Here is an 18,208-nt window from a genome sequence, read left to right on the forward strand (position 1 = left end):
GCCATAGGCTTAGGCAGTTAGCGCAACTTTCATTTGATCCAAACGGGCTTTGACCGACGTGTCGAGCACGAGGTCACCCACCACCACGCGAATGCCGCCAATCAGCTCAGGCTGAAGCGTCACAGAAACGTTGAGCTTTCGGCCAAAACGTTTTTGCAGCAATTCGGTCACATCGGCCAAAGCCGCTGCGTCAATGTCAAACGCGCTGTAAACCAAGGCGTCTGACGTACCACTTTGTGCATTCACGCGCTGGCGGAATTGAGCAGCCATTTCGGGCAATGCACTCAATCGTCCGTTGTCGATCACGGCGTGCAAAAAGTTTTGTGCGGCAGGCGACAACTTCGCTTTCACCACACCCAGAATCAAACCGAACACTTGTTCAGAAGTGACTTTTGGGTTGTCAGCAAATTGCATCAATTGCGCATTGCTTGCAATGAGAGCGAGTTCTTCCAACCATGCAGCAGTAGCGCTTAGGTCGGCTTTGGATGCTTGGAACAAAGCTTCAGCGTAAGGTCGGGCAATGGTGGCGAGTTCAGCCATATTTTCCTCTTACAGCTCTGTCTTCAAGCGGCCCAACAAGTCGGCGTGGACGCTGGCATTGACTTCCTTGCGGAGGATCTGCTCAGCGCCTTTGACAGCCAGCGCAGCAACTTGCTCACGCAAGGCTTCACGGGCTTTCACGGCTTCTTGTGCTGCTTCTACATGAGCGGCAGCCACAATTCGTTTCGCTTCTTCCGAGGCGCGAACCTTGGCTTCGTCGATCAAATGCTGGGCGCGGCGCTCTGCATCAGCTAACAGCGTCGTGGATTCGTTCCGGCTTGCAGCCAGCTTCAATTCCACTTCTTTGTGCGCATTGGAGAGTTCAATTTTGGCATGTTCTGCAGCAGCCAAACCATGTGCAATCTTTGCCGTGCGCTCATCAAGAGCAGCAGCAATGGGAGGCCACACGAATTTCATCGTGAACCAAACCAAGATTGCAAAAACAATGGCCTGCAGGAACAGGGTTGCGTTAATGTTCACGATTCAAGTCCTTCTTTTACGTGAAGGGGGCTCAAATTACTTCAGAACGAAGGGGTTTGCGAACGCGAACAGCAAAGCGATAGCCACACCGATCAAGAACGCAGCGTCGATCAAACCAGCCAAAATGAACATTTTGGCTTGCAATTCATTCATCAACTCAGGCTGACGTGCGGAAGACTCGAGGAACTTGCCACCCATCAAACCAATACCGATTGAAGCGCCAACTGCGCCCAAACCAACGATCAAACCGCAAGCCAATGCCACGAGGCCGAGAATGTTTTCCATGAAAAGCTCCTAAAGTTTTGAAAAGAAAAAACGAAAACTGAAAAAATTACATCAATGTGCGTCGTGCGCTTGACCTGTGTAGATCAACGTCAACATCATAAAGATGAAGGCTTGCAGGGTGATCACCAAGATATGGAACAAGGTCCAAATCGTGCCAGTGATGACGTGGCCCACAGCCAAACCAACACCAGTTGCCGACAGCGCCCAGCCGCCACCCATCAGGGCAATCAACATGAACACCAATTCACCCGCAAACATATTGCCGAACAACCGCATGCCATGCGACACGGTTTTTGCAATGTATTCAATCATCTGCATCAAGAAATTAATCGGATACAGCGCCCAGTGGTCACCAAAAGGCGCAGCAACCAATTCGTGCGCCCAACCACCCAAACCTTTGATCTTGATGTTGTAGAACAAACAGATCAACAAAACAGACGTTGACAAACCCAAAGTCGTGGACAAGTCAGCAGTAGGCACAACACGCATGTAGTCTTTGAACCCCAAAGCAGGACCAGCCGTGTGCCAAATTTGCGGAATCAAATCCAAGGGCAACATGTCCATGGCGTTCATCAGGAAAATCCAAACAAACACCGTGAGCGCTAAGGGAGAAATTAACTTACGGCTTTTTTCGTTGTGAATCACACCTTTGGCTTGGTTCTCAACCAACTCAAAAAGCATTTCAACGGCAGCCTGGCAACGGCCTGGAACGCCTGAGGTGGCCTTGCGAGCCGCAGCCCACATGACCAAGCAACCCAACAAACCCAACACAACGGAGAAAACCATCGAGTCGAAGTTGTAAAGCGAAAAGTCAACAACACCCTCTTGCTTCACGTTCTCAAATGCAAAGTTTTTTTGCAAATGTTGCAAATGATGCTGGATGTACTCTCCAGCCGTCGGAGCGTGCGCTCCAGCGTTTTCAGCAGACATAGTTCACCATTTCAATTTAAAACTTTTATACCGATCGACTGCGTATTGCTGACCAATACCACCCCAACCAATACATTTTTAACGTCAACACAAAGCCAGCAATCAGCGCCAGCCAACTTAACCCTGAAATCACGTTGGGCGCCACACAAAGAAGCGCCACAGTCAAGACAACCTTGACTAGCTCCCAAACAAAGAAGCTCAGCACAGCAGCCTTGGATGAAACCAATCTCATCTGCCTCACCAACGCCCTTGAAAACAAAAACGCTGGAAGAATCACAGAAAAACCACCCCACGCCATCGACCAAGCCCATGCAGGGCGATCAGTGACCAACCCGACAATGGCAGCCGACACAACAGCCACCACGACTTGCATGGTCAAAATTCGCCACGGTGACGTGGTTGAATTCTTTGCTCGCCAGACTTGCGCCTCTTGAGGCGTCAAGGGCTTGAATTCAGACTCAAGAGCCTCACCTTCAAGCTCAGCCGAGATTTTATTCATCCCAAATTACACCGAAGTTACGAAACTTAAATCAGCACAGCCCATTATTATACGTAGAAACCCCTTGGCTTTGCCCGCACGGCATCAAAGCCCTTATAAATCTCACATAAAACCTTGCATTTCAGTTCGTACGACAGTCTGCGCTTTTAGGAAGATGCCGATTTCTCCACCCTTAAGGTTCTGTCATGCATACTGAAAGCCATCTCAACACTGCCCTTCGCACCCTCACAGGCTTAGCTTACTCATGAGTGCATCCATTCACCCTCCCCAAGATCCTGCAGCCAACGCGGCCGCACGCAAAGACTCGCTCATTGAGTACCCCAGTGCATTTCCCATCAAAGTGATGGGGCTCGCACATGAGGACTTCGTGCACACCGTCACGCAGGTCGCACGAATGTTCGACCCGTTTTTTGATGCTGCACTGATTGAACTACGCGCCAGCTCTGGCGGCAAATACTTGGGCGTCACCATCACCGTGACCGCCACTAGTCGCGAACAGCTCGATGGTTTGTACAGCGCACTGTCGACTCACACCATGGTCAAAGTCGTCCTTTAACGCACCATGCACGTTCACAACTTGGGCTTGGTGGACTACTTGCCCACGTACGAAGCCATGCAAACATGGACCGCAGAGCGAAACGCTGACACGCCTGACGCGCTCTGGATATGCGAACACCCGCCCACGTTCACCCAAGGCCTGGCGGGTCGTGCCGACCACCTGCTCGCCCCAGGCAACATTCCCGTGATTGCTACCAATCGAGGGGGGCAAGTCACATTCCACGGCCCGGGCCAAGTGGTGGCCTATCCGCTGGTGAACTTGCAGCACGCGGGCTATTACGTCAAAGAATATGTGCACCGCGTAGAAGAAGCCCTCATTCGCACCCTGCTGCACTTTGGCGTCACAGGCCATCGCGTGTCAGGCGCGCCGGGGATTTATGTTCGCCTAGACGACCCGCACAGCCACGCCATGCTGACGCAACGTCCGCAAAAAGACGGCAACAAAACACCCGACTTCACCGGACTCGGCAAGATTGCAGCCTTGGGCATCAAAGTCAGCCGCCACTGCACGTACCACGGCCTTGCGCTCAATGTGGCCATGGACCTATCGCCCTTTCAACGCATCAACCCCTGTGGCTACCAAGGCCTGCAAACCGTCGACCTTTCTACAATCGGTGTATCGGTCAGCTGGCAAGACGCCGCTGATGTTTTGAGCCAAAAGCTCGTCACCTATCTGACGCCCTGAACCCACAAGGCCTCCAACACAGGCTCTATTCTTATGTCCACCCCTGACAATCTCGTCGTGCGCGACGTGCAAACCGTCGAAAACTACAACCCGTTGGCCAAACAAAAAGCCGCCGCCAAACTTTCACGAATTCCGGTCAAAGTCGAGCAAGGCGAAGTGCTGAAAAAGCCCGACTGGATCCGCGTCAAAGCTGGCTCGCCTACTACGCGTTTCTATGAAATCAAAGACGTGTTGCGCGCCAACAAATTGGTGACCGTGTGCGAAGAAGCGAGCTGCCCCAACATTGGTGAATGCTTCGGCAAAGGGACCGCCACCTTCATGATCATGGGCGACAAATGCACACGCCGCTGCCCCTTCTGCGATGTCGGCCACGGCCGGCCTGATCCGCTCGACGTGAACGAACCTGAAAACTTGGCCAAAACCATCGCCGAGTTGAAGCTGAAATACGTGGTCATCACCAGCGTGGACCGCGACGATTTGCGTGACGGTGGCAGCCAACACTTTGTGGACTGCATCCGCCGCACACGCGAGTTGTCACCTCAAACACAAATCGAAATTTTGGTGCCCGACTTCCGCGGCCGCGACGACCGCGCTCTTGAGATTTTGAAAGCCGCGCCGCCCGATGTGATGAACCACAACATGGAAACCGTGCCACGCCTCTACAAAGAAGCACGCCCCGGCAGCGATTACGCCTTCAGCTTGAACTTGCTCAAAAAATTCAAAGCGCTCCATCCCAACGTGCCCACCAAAAGTGGCTTGATGGTGGGCTTAGGCGAAACGGATGAAGAAATTTTGCAAGTCATGCAAGACATGCGTGCGCACAACATCGACATGCTCACCATCGGCCAGTACTTAGCACCTAGCACCAGCCACATTCCTGTGCGTCGCTACGTGCATCCCGACACCTTCAAGATGTTTGAAGAGAAGGCTTATGAGATGGGTTTCAGCCACGCTGCTGTCGGTGCCATGGTTCGATCAAGCTACCACGCGGACCAACAAGCCCATGCCGCATCGGAAGCTTCTAAAGCTTAAACGCCCATCAACTCAGCCGGCTCATCGCTGGCCATGACCTGTTGCGCCCAGCCTTGCAAACGCGAGGCATCGGCCCTCAACACCTCTTGCTTGACCGCCAAGATTTGTGTGGGGTGCATGGAAAAGCTCCTCAAGCCCAAACCCAGCAACAGCCTTGTAAGCGCCGGGTCACCCGCCATCTCGCCGCACACACTCACGCCCTTGCCTTGGGCGCGACATTCGGCAATGGTGCCTGCCACCAAGTGAAGCACAGCTGGGTGCAAGGGGTCATACAAATGCGCCACCGACTCGTCTGCGCGGTCGATGGCCAAGGTATATTGAATCAAGTCGTTCGTGCCTATGGACAAAAAGTCGAAGTGGCGCAAGAACATCTTCACACTCAACGCGGCAGCCGGAATTTCGATCATCGCGCCTACCTTGAGAAGGCCAAATGCCACACCTCGGGCATCCAATTGCGCGCGCGCTTGGTCCAGCAAGGCAAAGGTTTGTTTGATCTCGCGTGCATGCGCCAGCATTGGGATCAGCAAATTCACTTGACCAAAAGCCGCCGCGCGCAAAATCGCGCGCAACTGCGTTAAAAACATGGCCGGGTCAGCCAAGCTCCAGCGGATGGCACGCAGCCCCAAGGCTGGGTTCAAGTGTGTGTCTTCTTTGTGTGCACGCTCCAAGGGTTTGTCGGCGCCAATGTCCACGGTGCGAATGGTCACGGGCAAACCTTGCATGCCTTCTACGGCTCGGCGGTAGGCCTGAAACTGTTCTTCCTCGTCGGGTAAGGCCCCCACGCGTCCCATGAACAAAAACTCACTGCGAAACAAGCCCACACCCACCGCGCCCACGGCCAAGGCGGCAGGGGCATCTTCAGGCATTTCAATGTTGGCCAACAGCTCCACGCGTTGATCGTCCATCGTCACGGCGGGCGTGTGACGCAAACGCGAAAGTCGTTCGCGCTCTAATTCGGTTTGACGCTTTTTGAAGCCGTATTCCGCCAAGATGATGGAGGACGGGTTGACGATCACGACACCCGCGTCACCATCAATGATGATCCAGTCGTCCTGCCGCACCAACTGACTGGCCGTGCGTGCACCGACCACCGCAGGAATGTCCAAACTACGCGCCACGATGGCGGTGTGCGAGGTCTTACCACCCACATCGGTCACAAAGCCAGTGAACACGCTTTGCTTGAATTGCAACATGTCGGCTGGCGACAAATCGTGCGCCACCAGCACCAAAGGCACATCCAAGTCGTCATCGAGCTGCAAGTCTTGTTGGCGAGCCGAGGCGGCACGCTTTGGTGACGCTTGAGGCACCACATGCGGCACGCCCTTGATGTGACGCAACATGCGCTCAACCACTTGCTCCAAATCGCCCTTGCGCTCGCGCAAATACACATCATCCATCTCGTCAAACTGACGGGCCACGACGTCGAGCTGCGATGCCAACGCCCACTCGGCGTTGTAGAGCCGGTCTTTGACCCATTGGCTCACGCCATCGGCCAGCATTTCGTCTTGTAAGAGCATCAAATGCACCTCAAGAATTGCAGCTAGCTCGGGGGGCGAATCTTTGGGCAATGTGTCATGCAGCTGCTGCAACTCATACAACACCGCATCACGGGCTTGCGCCAAGCGAAGCAACTCCGCTGGAATCTGCGCTTCTTCAATGAAATAGTGGGCCACATCCACGCGACTGGATGCCACCAGCACCGCACGCCCAATGGCAATGCCGCGCGCAACTGCAAGACCGTGGATGGAGAAGGTCATGGCGTCGCTTACTCGCCTTCGCCGAACTTGTCGTTGATCAAGGCCAACAATCCGCTCATGGCTTCTTGCTCTTGGGTGCCATCCGTCTCAAGTTCGACTTCGCTGCCAATGCCAGCAGCCAGCATCATGACGCCCATGATGCTTTTGGCATTCACGCGGCGCTCGCCCTTGCTGATCCAGACTTCGCATGAAAAACTACCCGCGAGTTTGGTGAGCTTGGCTGAGGCACGGGCATGCAGGCCCAATTTATTGATGATGGTCGTGGTGGTTTTGATCATGGATTCGACGGTTTTGATTTTGAGGAGCCGTGATGCCCACTTGCATCACACCTTGGGTGCCGCCTACCAGGGCGCGCGTGACCAATGCTTCTAAAGATTCATGGCGGTAGCACACCGCCCTGTAAAGCATAGGCAAATTGACACCTGCAATGAGCTTGGCGTTGCCATGGTGAGTGACCAGCTTTTGGGCCACATTGGCGGGGGTTCCGCCAAAGATATCGGTCAGCACCAACAGGCCTTCGCCTTGCGCATCGCCCAAGGCTTGGAGTGCTTGCGCCAAGGTGTCTTCCGGCTGCGCGTTGGGCAACACATCCAGTGCGATCAAGGTCGCCGCGCACTCGGGGTACACATGCAAGGCACAGTCGCGCAAGGCGCTTGCCAAAGGTGCATGGGCGATGATCAGAATGCGTTGGGTCATAAGGTCTGCGGGCGCACGTTTAGAAAGTCTAGTCCTGCATTATCAAGCGTCTAATTTGTGCTTTAAAAAATAGCCATAAGACAGCAAGCAACTGGCCAAGAAGACAGCCATGGCAGCCCGAAACGCGATGGGCTCAGCATAGCCTGCGTCCCGAAAGCCATCGATCATCAGGCCCATGCCCCACTGCACCACAAACACGCCCAAGAACAACACCAAGTTGTAGGCAGACAACGCGCGTCCAGCTACGGCAGGTGCAAACGCCATGCCCACCGCAGGCTGAGCCAATGAGACAAAAGAGCTGCTGATGCAAAACAGCGCCCAAGACAGCGCGCCCGCATCAACGCCTGCGGCCACGATGTAAATTTGAACCAAGAAATTCAGGGGCACGCCCCACGTCATCAGCTTGTTCGCATTCAAACCACGCGCATACAGCGACGGCGTCACGAGGCCCCAGACCAAAAACGTGAACAGCATGCAAACGTTGATCCAAAACAAACCCGTGGCCGCTTCCAAGGCGCTGTAACCCGCCACCTTGACCATCCAAGGCCCAGCCCACAGCGTTTGCATCGCAATCAAGCCGCCGTAGTTGAAAAAACCCATCGGTGTCAGGCTGCGAAAGTAGGGGTGTCGCCAAACTTGGGCATAGCTGGCCAAGATGCCCTCCTTGGCCGCAACCGCTGGTGCTGTTGACGCGTCGATCGCAGGTTCAGGCAGACGCCAACGCGGGACACGCCACGCCATCAACGCCATCGACAGTAACACCAGCAAGGCCAAGCCTACAAAAATCCAGCGCCAACCCACGACAGGCAGCAACCACTGCACCGGCAACGTAGACGCCAACATGCCAAATGAGCCCGTCATCAGCATCCAAGAGTTGGCGCGTTGCTGGTTGTCCTGTACCAACCAACGCCGGTATCCCGTCAACGGCGCCATCAAACAGGCGCTCACGCCCACGCCAATGAGTACGCGGGACAACAGCAAACCCATAAAACCATCGGCCCACGCAAAGGCCAAGCTTCCCAGAACAGCCACGCCTAAGAAACTCAACACGACTTTTTTAGGCCCATGGCTGTCGAGCCATCGTCCCATCGGCAATTGCGTCAACGAAAAGCCTAAAAAATAGCCCCCTGCCAACAAGCCCAAATCACGTGCTTGAAGACCAAACTCTGCCGACAAGGTGGGTGACAACGTGGCAGTTATGGCCCTTAGCAAAGCAGATAAAAAGTAGGCGCTGGCGAAGGCCACAAAGACCCACACAGCGGTGCGACGCGGCAACAAATCGTTGGTCATGGCAGTTTGATTCCTGAGAAGTATTCATCGGCCACGGCACCCAACTTTGAGGCCTGCGGCTTGCCGTAAACGGCGGCTTGATACACCTTGCCGTCACGCACAAACCACACCCATTGCACATGGTGTGACTCGGTCTTGACCACAGTTTGCACCGGAATAGGCAGCGCGTCTGCCCCACGCAGGGTCCATGTTTGTTCGGGCACTTCTGCGGCGGCAGCACCCAAAGGCGCCAAACTGGCCAAGCGCCATGCGGCCATGGCTTCTGCGGGCGTGATGTCTGCAGGGAGCGTCATTTGTCCCAAGGTGAATTGCATATCACTCGCTTCGCAGCCACGCATTTGCAAACTTGCCACCACATCTCGCGGCCCCGATTTCAAAGTGACATCGCGCTGGCCTGTGTCAGGCTTGCAAGGCATGAGCACGTTGACAATGCCGTCGTCAAAACGCACGTCACGCCAATTCAAAGCCGGCGTGCAACCGAGCCAACTTGTCACGAACGCACTGAACACCACGAATTTCCACATTTTTCTCATGCGGTTCATTATCGGTCTCATGCGCATGAAGGGCATGCGCAGCGACAGGGTGTCACTTGCATGTCGGCTGTGAGGTGTCACTTATCAGACAATTCGGTCTATGAACTCACTCGACGGCATCCGCATCCTAGATTTATCACGCGTCTTAGCAGGGCCTTGGTGCACCCAAACCTTGGCAGACCTCGGCGCAGACGTCATCAAAATTGAACGTCCAGGCGCGGGCGATGACACCCGAAGCTGGGGCCCGCCCTTTTTAAAAGACGTGAACGGCACCGACACACGCGATGCAGCTTATTACCTCGGCGCTAACCGCAACAAGCGCTCAGTGACCTGCGACATTGCCACGCCCCAAGGGCAAGCGCTGATTCGTGAGTTGGTGAAGTCGTGCCATGTGTTCATTGAAAACTTCAAAGTCGGCGACATGGCTCGCTACGGCTTGGACTACAACAGCCTCATCGCCCTCAACCCCAGTTTGGTGTACTGCAGCGTGACGGGATTTGGCCAAACTGGCCCTTACCGCGAACGTGCCGGCTACGACTACGCGGTACAGGGCATTGGCGGTTTGATGAGCATCACGGGCGAACGCGATGACTTGGGTGGCGGTCCACAAAAAGTGGGGGTCGCTGTGGCCGATTTGTTCACGGGCATGTACGCCACCGTGGCTATATTGGCCGCGTTGCGCCACGCTGAAAAAACCGGCCAAGGCCAACAAGTGGACATGGCCTTGCTTGACACCCAAGTTGCCATGCTTGCCAACTTAGGCGCCAATTATTTGGTCTCAGGTAAAAAAGAGGGCAAGGTGCCCGGTCGGGCTGGCAACGCGCATCAAAACATCGTGCCCTACCAAGTGTTTGAAGTCGCCCCCATGCCCGACGGCACCAAAGACCATCTGATCTTGGCGGTTGGAAACGATGGCCAGTATGCAAAATTCTGCGCTGTTGCAAACCGCCCTGACTTGGCGATTGATCCACGGTTTGTCAAAAATGCAGACCGCGTGCGTCATCGCGCCGTTTTGGTACCGATTCTGGAAACTGTGATGCTGTCCCGCAGTAAATCAGATTGGCTTGAAGCGTTAGAGGCTGCCAAAGTACCCTGTGGCGCGATCAACAACCTGGCTGAAGTATTTGCCGATCCGCATATCCAAGCCCGAGACATGGTGTGTACCTGGGCACATCCATTGGCTGGCTCTGTTGAATTGGTCGCCAGCCCGATGAAGCTGAGCGTGACGCCCGTCCGTCAAGACATCACACCTCCTACGTTGGGTCAGCATACCGACGAAGTTCTGGAAGAGGTGCTGAATTTGGATGCGTCGGCCATTGCGGCTTTGCGACATCAGCAAGTGATTTAATTTACGTCTTAACGTCAACGTGAAATCGGGGCACGTTCAAAGAACAGTGCCCCGATTTCTTGATTGCATTTCTGCGATGAGTTTTAACTCAGACGCATGAATTTATTTGCTTCTAAAGTCGTCGTGGCACGACTTGCAGGTACCTGCTGTCGCATTGAAGGCTGCTTTGAAGGCATCCTCTCTGCCAGTCTTAGCTGCTGCGGCTAATTTGACCGACTCGCTTTGTAATTTATCGGCAGCTTCTTTGAATTTGGCGGCTTGCGTCCAAATTTCAGGCTTCGCTTTTGTGTCGCCTTGATCAGTACCCTCGCCATAAGCCGCCCAAGGCAACTTGGCCATGCTGGCCACGATGTCAGCATTCGCCGCAGCAGCTTGTGCATCAAACGGGGCTTTGCCTTGTGCCATGGCACCCAAGCGGCCAAAATGGGCAGCCATCACCGTGAAGCTAGCTTTGCGGTACTTGATGGCATCTTCTGCTTTGGCAAATTGAGCCACAGCTGGAACACTGAGCGCCGCACAGCTGACAGCGATCAAGGTCAAAAGCATTTTTTTCATGGGAGTCGTTCCTTCGTAGATTTAAAAAATTAGAATGAATTCTTGCGACGCCGAGTTTACGTACTTTATGTGTCGCTGTCTTTTTTGATGACAAAGGTCTGCCATGTCAAAACCCCCACGTTTAGAAGCTGTTCGAATTTGGGATTTGCCCACGCGGGTTTTTCATCTGGCCCTTCTCTTACTTATCGCCGGTATGTACATCACAGGCGATGAGGGTGAGGATTTGATGCGTTTCCACTTCTTTTTTGGCTACGCTCTATTGACGCTGATTTTTTTCCGTCTTATTTGGGGTTTTGTCGGTGGTTATTGGTCACGCTTTACACACTTTGTGCCGACACCTCGTCGATTGATGCATTACCTGAAGACGCGACGTTCTCATCGCAATGAACCTGCCGTTGGCCACAACCCTCTTGGTGCGCTCTCTGTGCTTGCATTAATTTTCGTCGTCTTGTTACAAGTCGTCACCGGCTTTTGCAGTGATAACGAAATTGCATCAGCTGGCCCATGGACTGCGTTGATCTCGGGCAAGTGGGTGGGATGGGCCACGCAATACCACACGGAAATTGGTCAAGTCTTGTTGCTTCTGTTAATCGGCTTGCATGTTGTGTCGGTGTTGTTTTATAAATTTTTCAAACATGAAGATTTGATCGTTCCCATGATCAAGGGTGATAAATCTTTACCTTTGGAGACGATCCCTTCAATAGACAACACCGCTACCCGCTGTGGTGCTTTGTTCGTGCTGTGTTGCTGTGCTTATTTGGTTTATCGTTTGGTCAATCTCACTTGACTACACAACGCCGACATCCATAAAAAAGCCGCGCTTTAAGCGCGGCTTTCTTTTGAATCAGTTAGCCTAAATGTCTTGCTGTTTCCTTGAGCTAGACTTTTCAGCCCTTCGCTTGTGCCAGCAATGTGGCGGCGTCGCTGATTTCGAATTTACCAGGTCCTTCGTTGTTCAACGCCACGACCTTGCCATCTTTGACCAACATGGAGTAACGGTTGCTGCGTAAGCCCATGCCACGCGCTGTCAAATCAAGGGTCAAACCTGTTGCCTTGGCAAAATCAGCGCTGCCATCGGCCAGCATACGTACTTTGCCGCCAACTTTTTGGTCACGCGCCCAAGCGCCCATCACGAAGGCGTCGTTCACGCTCAGACACCAGATTTCATCCACGCCAGCCGCTTTGAAGGCTTCAAAGTTCTCAACATAGCCTGGAACGTGCTTGGCGGAGCAAGTTGGTGTAAATGCGCCTGGCAATGCAAATAAAGCGATGGTTTTACCGGCGCTGGATTTGCCCACATCAACGGCATTTGGACCGATGCTGCAACCTTCGCCCTCAACTTCTGAATATTCCATCAGCGTAGTTTGGGGAAGTGTGTCTCCGACTTTGATCATGGTGGCTCCTAAAAATGAACATTACAAAAAGAAAAACGACCCACATTGTGGGTCGTTTTTCAGGACTTTGCAGGACCGAGGTCCTAAAAGCTTTAAACCGCAGCGGCCTTCTCGACCAAACGGGTCGCAACCCAGTTTTTGGTCTTCGAAATTGGCTTGCTTTCGGTAATCTCGATCACGTCGCCCAAGTGATATTCACCTGTTTCGTCGTGAGCGTGATATTTGCTCGACTTAGCCACGATCTTGCCGTAGAGCGCGTGTTTCACACGACGCTCGACCAGCACGGTCACGGTTTTAGCACGTTTGTCACTGACCACCTTGCCGATCAAGGTGCGTTTGAGGGATTTTTTAGCTTCCGTCATGTTTGCTCCTTAAGCTTCCGGTGTTGCAGCGGCTTGCTTTTCAGCAAGAATTGTTTTAGCACGGGCAATACTGCGACGTGTAGAACGCAGTTGTGACGTGTTATTGAGTTGTTGCGTGCCTTTTTGCATGCGCAGACCAAAATGGGCCTTTTGCAGCTCTTTGACTTCGGCTTCGATGCCAGCAACGTCTTTTTGGCGCAGTTCAGCAGCTTTCATTTCTTATCTCTCCTGAATTACTGGCCGATCATGCGAGCCACGAATGTGGTACGCAAGGGCAACTTTGCAGCGGCCAAACGGAAGGCTTCACGGGCCAACTCTTCTGGAACGCCTACGATTTCGTAGAGAACCTTACCGGGTTGGATTTCAGCCACGTAGTACTCGGGGTTACCTTTACCGTTACCCATACGCACTTCAGCAGGCTTTTGGGAGATCGGCTTGTCAGGGAACACGCGAATCCAGATACGACCGCCACGCTTCACGTGACGCGAGATCGCACGACGTGCGGCCTCAATTTGACGAGCCGTTAGACGACCGCGATCAGTTGACTTGAGACCGAAGTCACCGAACGCCACCGTGTTGCCACGGGTAGCGATGCCGGTGTTGCGGCCTTTTTGTTCTTTGCGGTATTTACGGCGTGCTGGTTGCAGCATGCTTATTCTCCTTGACCGTCCGCAGCCGTGCCAGTGGTTGCGGGCGCGGCAACCTTGCGGACGCGCTTGACGGCAGTTGATGGGGCATCAGCGGCTTCAGCGGGCTTATCGCTGCCATCCGTTGGTGCGGCATTGGTTCCTACAGGACGACGAGCGCCACTGCGTGCGGGACGATCACCGGTAGGGCGAGCATCACGACGGGGACCACGGGGACGACGCTCTTCTTCGCGAGGCTCAACGGCGGCCGGCAGATCGTTACGACCTAAGGTATCGCCCTTGTAAACCCACACCTTGACACCGATGATGCCGTAGGTGGTTTTTGCTTCAGAAGTTGCGTAATCGATGTCTGCACGCAGGGTGTGAAGTGGCACGCGACCTTCACGGTACCACTCGGTACGTGCGATCTCGATGCCGTTCAAACGACCTGCCGACATGATCTTGATGCCTTGGGCACCCAGACGCATGGCGTTTTGCATAGCGCGCTTCATAGCGCGACGGAACATGATGCGTTTTTCGAGCTGTTGGGTGATGCTGTCTGCGATCAACTGAGCATCGATTTCAGGCTTGCGCACTTCTTCGATGTTGACGGCAACTGGCACACCCAAACGGGCTGTCAATTCGCGCTTGAGGTTCTCTATGTCCTCGCCTTTTTTGCCGATCACAACGCCTGGACGAGCCGAGAAGATGGTGATGCGGGCGCTTTTGGCGGGGCGCTCAATGAGAACGCGAGACACAGAAGCGTTTTTCAGCTTGGCCTTCAAGTACTCACGAACCTTGATGTCTTCAGCCAGCATGCCAGCGAAGTCACGGTTGTTCGCGTACCAGCGGCTAGCCCAATTGCGGCTCACTGCAAGGCGAAAGCCTGTGGGGTGGATTTTTTGTCCCATATCTTCCTATACCTTTCAGTTGCCGACTGTCACGTAAACGTGACAAGTAGGCTTGCTGATACTGTTGCCGCGGCCTTTGGCGCGGGCAGTGAAACGCTTGAGCGTGGCACCTTTTTCAACGTAGATGGTTTTCACCTTCAATTCGTCGATGTCAGCACCGTCGTTGTGTTCAGCGTTAGCAATCGCAGATTCCAAAACTTTCTTGACAATGCCGGCAGCTTTTTTCTGCGTAAATGTCAGGATGTTCAGAGCCTGGTCAACTTTTTTGCCGCGGATCATGTCCGCGACCAAACGGCCTTTGTCGACCGACAGACGGACGCCCCTAAGGACTGCACGTGTTTCCATGGTCTTTCCTTATTTCTTCTGGACTTTTTTGTCCGCGGGGTGACCTTTGAAGGTGCGCGTCAAGGCGAATTCGCCGAGCTTATGGCCCACCATCTGGTCGGTGATGTAAACAGGGATGTGTTGTTTGCCGTTGTGCACAGCGATGGTCAGACCGATGAAATCGGGCAGAACCATAGAACGACGCGACCAAGTTTTCACCGGCTTTTTGTCTTTGTTAGCGATGGCCTTGTCGACCTTGGCTACCAAATGATGGTCAACAAACGGACCCTTTTTGAGAGAGCGAGTCATTTGTTACCCCTTACTTTTTACGACGCGACACAATCATGACTTGTGTGCGTTTGTTGTTACGGGTACGGTAACCTTTGGTCAGGTTACCCCATGGGTCAACAGCATGACGGCCTTCGCCGGTGCGACCTTCGCCACCGCCGTGTGGGTGATCCACAGGGTTCATAGCGACACCACGCACGGTTGGGCGAATGCCCATCCAGCGCTTGACACCCGCTTTGCCCAATCGGCGCAGACTGTGCTCTTCGTTTGCAACTTCACCAATGGTGGCGCGGCAATCGATATGGATCTTGCGAACTTCACCCGAGCGCATACGCACTTGAGCATAAGTACCTTCACGCGCCAACAAAGTGGCCGAAGTACCAGCGGAGCGAGCGATTTGAGCGCCTTTACCGACTTGCAACTCGATGCAGTGAATGGTTGAACCCACGGGAATGTTGCGGATGGGCAATGTGTTGCCTGCACGGATCGGAGCTTCCGAACCGCTCATCAACGTTGCACCAGCTTCCAAACCACGAGGCGCAATGATGTAGCGACGCTCGCCGTCTGCGTAACACACCAAAGCGATGTGTGCCGTACGGTTTGGATCGTATTCAATGCGTTCCACTTTTGCGGGGATGCCATCTTTTGTACGACGGAAGTCCACCACGCGGTAGTGATGCTTGTGACCACCACCCTTATGACGGGTCGTGATATGGCCGTTGTTGTTACGGCCGGCTTTTTGATGCTGGGGTTCCAGCAGCGGCGCGTAAGGGTCACCTTTGTACAGGTGATCACGGGTAACTTTGACGACGCCACGCTGACCGGGCGACGTAGGTTTCATCTTGATGACTGCCATGATTAAGCGGCCTCCCCAGAGATGTTCAGTTCTTGACCAGGCTTCAGGGTCACATAAGCTTTGCGAACGTTGTCGCGACGGCCCATGGACTTACCAAAACGCTTGGACTTGCCTTTTGTGTTAACCACGTTGACGCTTTCCACTTCAACCTTGAACATCAATTCCACAGCGGCCTTGATCTCGGGTTTAGCAGCGTCTTGCAGCACTTTGAAGGTGACGACATTGCTTTTTTCAGCAACCATGGTGGCCTTTTCGGACACGACGGGAGCGACCAGCAACTGCATCAAACGACCTTCGTCGAATTTGGTTTTTTTCTGTCCGTGGCTCATGCAAACATCTCCTTGAGCTTGTCCATGGCGGCCTTGGTCACCAACACCTTGCGGTAGTGAACCAAAGACAGCGGATCAGCGTAACGTGGCTCAACAACCAGCACATTGGGCAAGTTGCGCGAGGCCAAGTACAAGTTATCGTCCACTTGATCAGCGATGACCAACACAGACTCAAGGTTCATCGCCTTGAATTTGGCAGCCAAGAGCTTGGTCTTAGGAGCGTCAATCGTCAAAGACTCGACCACAGCCAAACGGCCTTCACGGGCCAACTGGGACAAGATCGAAGCCATACCAGCGCGGTACATCTTCTTGTTGATCTTTTGTGTGAAGTTTTCGTCAGGCATGTTCGGGAAAATCCGACCGCCGCCACGCCACAGAGGCGAAGACGTCATACCAGCACGAGCGCGGCCCGTACCTTTTTGCTTGAACGGCTTCTTGGTGGAGTGCTTGACTTGTTCGCGGTCTTTTTGGGCACGAGTGCCTTGACGCGCGTTAGCTTGGTAAGCCACCACGATCTGGTGAACCAGATCTTCGTTGTATTCGCGACCAAACACGGTTTCAGGTGCGTCGTATTTCGAAGCAGCTTGACCTTGATCGTTCAGGAGTTCGACTTGCATCAGTTCGCTCCTTTGGCTTTGACAGCGGGATGCACAGACACGAAACCACCGGCTGAGCCAGGCACTGCGCCACGGATCATCAACAGTTGGCGGGCTTCGTCAATGCGAATCACGTCGAGGTTTTGTGTGGTCACAGTGTCAGTACCCAAATGGCCCGACATGCGCTTACCGGGGAACACGCGACCTGGGTCTTGCGCCATACCGATAGAGCCTGGCACGTTGTGCGAACGGCTGTTACCGTGCGACGCGCGCTGCGACTTGAAGTGGTGACGCTTGATCGTGCCTGCGAAGCCTTTACCGATGGTTGTGCCTTGCACGTCCACCTTTTGGCCCACAGCAAACACGTCAGACACAGGCACCGTAGCGCCAGCGGCGTACTTAGCTGCGACATCAGCAGTCACTTGGAATTCTTGAATAATTTCACCGGCTTCAACGCCTGCTTTGGCCAAGTGACCAGCCATAGGCTTGGTGACACGAGATGCCTTACGCGCGCCGAACGTGACCTGCAAGGCCACATAACCGTCGTTTTCCTGGGTTTTCACTTGGGTCACGCGGTTGTTGGACACATCCAACACCGTGACAGGGATCGAATCCCCATCATCAGTGAACAGACGCATCATGCCCACCTTGCGGCCCAGCAATCCCAAACGGATGCTTTGACTCATTGTTTTCTCCAAAACTCTCACCGCAACCACTTCAATTGGCAGTTACGTTTTTACGTGAAAGACGGTTGATAAATCCCTGCACAAAATGCACAGAGCCCGCGAGTATATCGCGAAAACCGCACCAAGAGCAACTACTCGTTGGCGCGGGGGGCTGGAATGGGCTTTTGACCCACTCCAAAGTTGCACTAAAGTTTTTACTGCAACTTGATTTCAACGTCCACGCCCGCTGGCAGGTCGAGTTTCATCAAGGCGTCCACTGTTTTATCAGTTGGGTCCACGATGTCCATCAAACGCTGGTGGGTACGGATTTCGAGCTGGTCACGGCTGGTCTTGTTGACGTGCGGTGAACGCAGGATGTCAAAACGCTTCATGCGTGTTGGCAATGGCACAGGGCCTTTGACAATCGCGCCGGTGCGCTTGGCAGTTTCAACGATTTCAGCTGCAGACTGGTCGATCAGTTTGTAGTCAAACGCTTTCAGGCGGATGCGGATTTTTTGCTTCGAGGACATTTAAATTCCTCGATTAGGCAATGATCTTGGCAACCACACCAGCGCCAACGGTCTTGCCGCCTTCGCGGATAGCGAAGCGCAAGCCTTCTTCCATCGCAATGGGGTGGATCAACTTCACAGTGATCGACACGTTGTCACC

The 18,208-nt window shown here is 53.9% G+C and carries 28 protein-coding genes and 1 pseudogene; 5 read left to right on the forward strand and 24 right to left on the reverse strand.

Annotated features, from left to right (window positions below):
• Window positions 1–9: 9 nt before the first annotated feature.
• The 5 genes from B9Z42_RS13180 to B9Z42_RS13200 are packed head-to-tail and all read right to left on the reverse strand — an operon-like array spanning window position 10 to window position 2,608.
• Complete coding sequence (locus B9Z42_RS13180) at window positions 10–540, reverse strand: F0F1 ATP synthase subunit delta (protein WP_100133865.1); 531 nt, start codon at window positions 538–540, stop codon at window positions 10–12.
• 9 nt (window positions 541–549) lie between these two features.
• Window positions 550–1,020: a F0F1 ATP synthase subunit B gene (locus B9Z42_RS13185; RefSeq protein WP_100133866.1), complete on the reverse strand. Its 471-nt coding sequence runs from the start codon at window positions 1,018–1,020 to the stop codon at window positions 550–552.
• A gap of 36 nt (window positions 1,021–1,056) precedes the next feature.
• Window positions 1,057–1,305: a F0F1 ATP synthase subunit C gene (gene atpE, locus B9Z42_RS13190; RefSeq protein WP_100133867.1), complete on the reverse strand. Its 249-nt coding sequence runs from the start codon at window positions 1,303–1,305 to the stop codon at window positions 1,057–1,059.
• Between the two features lie 51 nt (window positions 1,306–1,356).
• Window positions 1,357–2,235 (reverse strand): F0F1 ATP synthase subunit A, encoded by an 879-nt coding sequence (gene atpB / locus B9Z42_RS13195; RefSeq protein WP_100133868.1) that lies wholly within the window; start codon window positions 2,233–2,235, stop codon window positions 1,357–1,359.
• 25 nt (window positions 2,236–2,260) lie between these two features.
• Window positions 2,261–2,608, reverse strand: a complete 348-nt coding sequence (locus tag B9Z42_RS13200) for an ATP synthase subunit I (protein ID WP_233203647.1) — start codon at window positions 2,606–2,608, stop codon at window positions 2,261–2,263.
• A 370-nt stretch (window positions 2,609–2,978) separates the two neighbouring features.
• On the opposite strand from B9Z42_RS13200, the gene B9Z42_RS13205 reads away from it, so the two are divergent.
• From B9Z42_RS13205 to lipA, 3 genes are read left to right on the forward strand one after another with little or no spacing between them, the layout of a single operon-like run.
• Window positions 2,979–3,290, forward strand: a complete 312-nt coding sequence (locus B9Z42_RS13205; protein WP_100133870.1) for a DUF493 family protein — start codon at window positions 2,979–2,981, stop codon at window positions 3,288–3,290.
• A 6-nt stretch (window positions 3,291–3,296) separates the two neighbouring features.
• Window positions 3,297–3,977 (forward strand): lipoyl(octanoyl) transferase LipB, encoded by a 681-nt coding sequence (gene lipB, locus B9Z42_RS13210; RefSeq protein WP_100133871.1) that lies wholly within the window; start codon window positions 3,297–3,299, stop codon window positions 3,975–3,977.
• A 33-nt stretch (window positions 3,978–4,010) separates the two neighbouring features.
• Window positions 4,011–5,009, forward strand: a complete 999-nt coding sequence (gene lipA, locus B9Z42_RS13215; RefSeq protein ID WP_100133872.1) for a lipoyl synthase — start codon at window positions 4,011–4,013, stop codon at window positions 5,007–5,009.
• On the opposite strand, the gene ptsP is transcribed toward lipA, so the two are convergent.
• From ptsP to B9Z42_RS13240, 5 genes are read right to left on the reverse strand one after another with little or no spacing between them, the layout of a single operon-like run.
• The gene (gene ptsP, locus B9Z42_RS13220; RefSeq protein WP_100133873.1) at window positions 5,006–6,766 is read right to left on the reverse strand and encodes a phosphoenolpyruvate--protein phosphotransferase; all 1,761 of its coding nucleotides are present in this window, start codon (window positions 6,764–6,766) and stop codon (window positions 5,006–5,008) included. The genes lipA and ptsP overlap by 4 nt on opposite strands.
• An 8-nt stretch (window positions 6,767–6,774) precedes the next feature.
• Entirely contained in the window at window positions 6,775–7,044 is a 270-nt protein-coding gene (locus B9Z42_RS13225; protein WP_100133874.1) for an HPr family phosphocarrier protein, read from the reverse strand.
• Window positions 7,013–7,462, reverse strand: a complete 450-nt coding sequence (locus B9Z42_RS13230; protein WP_100133875.1) for a PTS sugar transporter subunit IIA — start codon at window positions 7,460–7,462, stop codon at window positions 7,013–7,015. Before B9Z42_RS13230 ends, B9Z42_RS13225 begins: the two co-directional genes overlap by 32 nt.
• A 42-nt stretch (window positions 7,463–7,504) precedes the next feature.
• A complete protein-coding gene (locus B9Z42_RS13235) occupies window positions 7,505–8,752 on the reverse strand; it encodes an MFS transporter (protein ID WP_100133876.1) in 1,248 nt (415 codons plus the stop codon).
• Complete coding sequence (locus tag B9Z42_RS13240; RefSeq protein WP_158235963.1) at window positions 8,749–9,285, reverse strand: hypothetical protein; 537 nt, start codon at window positions 9,283–9,285, stop codon at window positions 8,749–8,751. Before B9Z42_RS13240 ends, B9Z42_RS13235 begins: the two co-directional genes overlap by 4 nt.
• A gap of 100 nt (window positions 9,286–9,385) precedes the next feature.
• On the opposite strand from B9Z42_RS13240, the gene B9Z42_RS13245 reads away from it, so the two are divergent.
• Window positions 9,386–10,633 (forward strand): CaiB/BaiF CoA-transferase family protein, encoded by a 1,248-nt coding sequence (locus tag B9Z42_RS13245; RefSeq protein WP_100133878.1) that lies wholly within the window; start codon window positions 9,386–9,388, stop codon window positions 10,631–10,633.
• A 102-nt stretch (window positions 10,634–10,735) separates the two neighbouring features.
• Here B9Z42_RS13245 and B9Z42_RS13250 read toward each other — a convergent pair whose 3' ends face one another.
• A complete protein-coding gene (locus B9Z42_RS13250) occupies window positions 10,736–11,188 on the reverse strand; it encodes a cytochrome c (RefSeq protein ID WP_100133879.1) in 453 nt (150 codons plus the stop codon).
• Window positions 11,189–11,291: 103 nt separating this feature from the next.
• On the opposite strand from B9Z42_RS13250, the gene B9Z42_RS13255 reads away from it, so the two are divergent.
• Window positions 11,292–11,975 carry a cytochrome b/b6 domain-containing protein gene (locus B9Z42_RS13255; RefSeq protein ID WP_100133880.1) on the forward strand — a complete coding sequence of 228 codons (684 nt, stop codon included), beginning with the start codon at window positions 11,292–11,294 and terminating at the stop codon, window positions 11,973–11,975.
• 100 nt (window positions 11,976–12,075) lie between these two features.
• Here B9Z42_RS13255 and B9Z42_RS13260 read toward each other — a convergent pair whose 3' ends face one another.
• The 13 genes and pseudogenes from B9Z42_RS13260 to B9Z42_RS13320 form a co-directional block, all read right to left on the reverse strand.
• Window positions 12,076–12,582: a peroxiredoxin gene (locus tag B9Z42_RS13260; protein WP_100133881.1), complete on the reverse strand. Its 507-nt coding sequence runs from the start codon at window positions 12,580–12,582 to the stop codon at window positions 12,076–12,078.
• Between the two features lie 92 nt (window positions 12,583–12,674).
• Window positions 12,675–12,944: a 30S ribosomal protein S17 gene (gene rpsQ / locus B9Z42_RS13265; RefSeq protein ID WP_100133882.1), complete on the reverse strand. Its 270-nt coding sequence runs from the start codon at window positions 12,942–12,944 to the stop codon at window positions 12,675–12,677.
• Between the two features lie 9 nt (window positions 12,945–12,953).
• On the reverse strand, window positions 12,954–13,160 hold the full coding sequence (rpmC, locus tag B9Z42_RS13270) for a 50S ribosomal protein L29 (protein WP_100133883.1): 207 nt from the start codon (window positions 13,158–13,160) through the stop codon (window positions 12,954–12,956).
• Window positions 13,161–13,177: 17 nt separating this feature from the next.
• Entirely contained in the window at window positions 13,178–13,594 is a 417-nt protein-coding gene (gene rplP, locus B9Z42_RS13275; RefSeq protein WP_100133884.1) for a 50S ribosomal protein L16, read from the reverse strand.
• 2 nt (window positions 13,595–13,596) lie between these two features.
• Window positions 13,597–14,481 (reverse strand): 30S ribosomal protein S3, encoded by an 885-nt coding sequence (rpsC, locus tag B9Z42_RS13280; RefSeq protein WP_100133885.1) that lies wholly within the window; start codon window positions 14,479–14,481, stop codon window positions 13,597–13,599.
• 15 nt (window positions 14,482–14,496) lie between these two features.
• Window positions 14,497–14,826 carry a 50S ribosomal protein L22 gene (gene rplV, locus B9Z42_RS13285; protein ID WP_100133886.1) on the reverse strand — a complete coding sequence of 110 codons (330 nt, stop codon included), beginning with the start codon at window positions 14,824–14,826 and terminating at the stop codon, window positions 14,497–14,499.
• A 9-nt stretch (window positions 14,827–14,835) separates the two neighbouring features.
• Window positions 14,836–15,114: a 30S ribosomal protein S19 gene (gene rpsS / locus B9Z42_RS13290; protein WP_100133887.1), complete on the reverse strand. Its 279-nt coding sequence runs from the start codon at window positions 15,112–15,114 to the stop codon at window positions 14,836–14,838.
• Window positions 15,115–15,124: 10 nt separating this feature from the next.
• Complete coding sequence (gene rplB / locus B9Z42_RS13295; RefSeq protein ID WP_100133888.1) at window positions 15,125–15,949, reverse strand: 50S ribosomal protein L2; 825 nt, start codon at window positions 15,947–15,949, stop codon at window positions 15,125–15,127.
• Window positions 15,950–15,951: 2 nt separating this feature from the next.
• Window positions 15,952–16,278 carry a 50S ribosomal protein L23 gene (rplW, locus tag B9Z42_RS13300; RefSeq protein ID WP_100133889.1) on the reverse strand — a complete coding sequence of 109 codons (327 nt, stop codon included), beginning with the start codon at window positions 16,276–16,278 and terminating at the stop codon, window positions 15,952–15,954.
• Window positions 16,275–16,895 carry a 50S ribosomal protein L4 gene (gene rplD, locus B9Z42_RS13305; protein WP_100133890.1) on the reverse strand — a complete coding sequence of 207 codons (621 nt, stop codon included), beginning with the start codon at window positions 16,893–16,895 and terminating at the stop codon, window positions 16,275–16,277. Before rplD ends, rplW begins: the two co-directional genes overlap by 4 nt.
• Window positions 16,895–17,560 carry a 50S ribosomal protein L3 gene (gene rplC, locus B9Z42_RS13310; protein ID WP_100133891.1) on the reverse strand — a complete coding sequence of 222 codons (666 nt, stop codon included), beginning with the start codon at window positions 17,558–17,560 and terminating at the stop codon, window positions 16,895–16,897. Before rplC ends, rplD begins: the two co-directional genes overlap by 1 nt.
• Before the next feature lie 194 nt (window positions 17,561–17,754).
• Complete coding sequence (rpsJ, locus tag B9Z42_RS13315) at window positions 17,755–18,069, reverse strand: 30S ribosomal protein S10 (RefSeq protein WP_100133892.1); 315 nt, start codon at window positions 18,067–18,069, stop codon at window positions 17,755–17,757.
• Between the two features lie 13 nt (window positions 18,070–18,082).
• A pseudogene (locus tag B9Z42_RS13320) lies at window positions 18,083–18,208 on the reverse strand (elongation factor Tu); the annotation flags it as partial.

It is taken from the genome of Limnohabitans sp. B9-3 (assembly GCF_002778325.1).
In the GTDB taxonomy this organism is placed as follows: Bacteria; Pseudomonadota; Gammaproteobacteria; order Burkholderiales; family Burkholderiaceae_C; genus Limnohabitans; species Limnohabitans kasalickyi.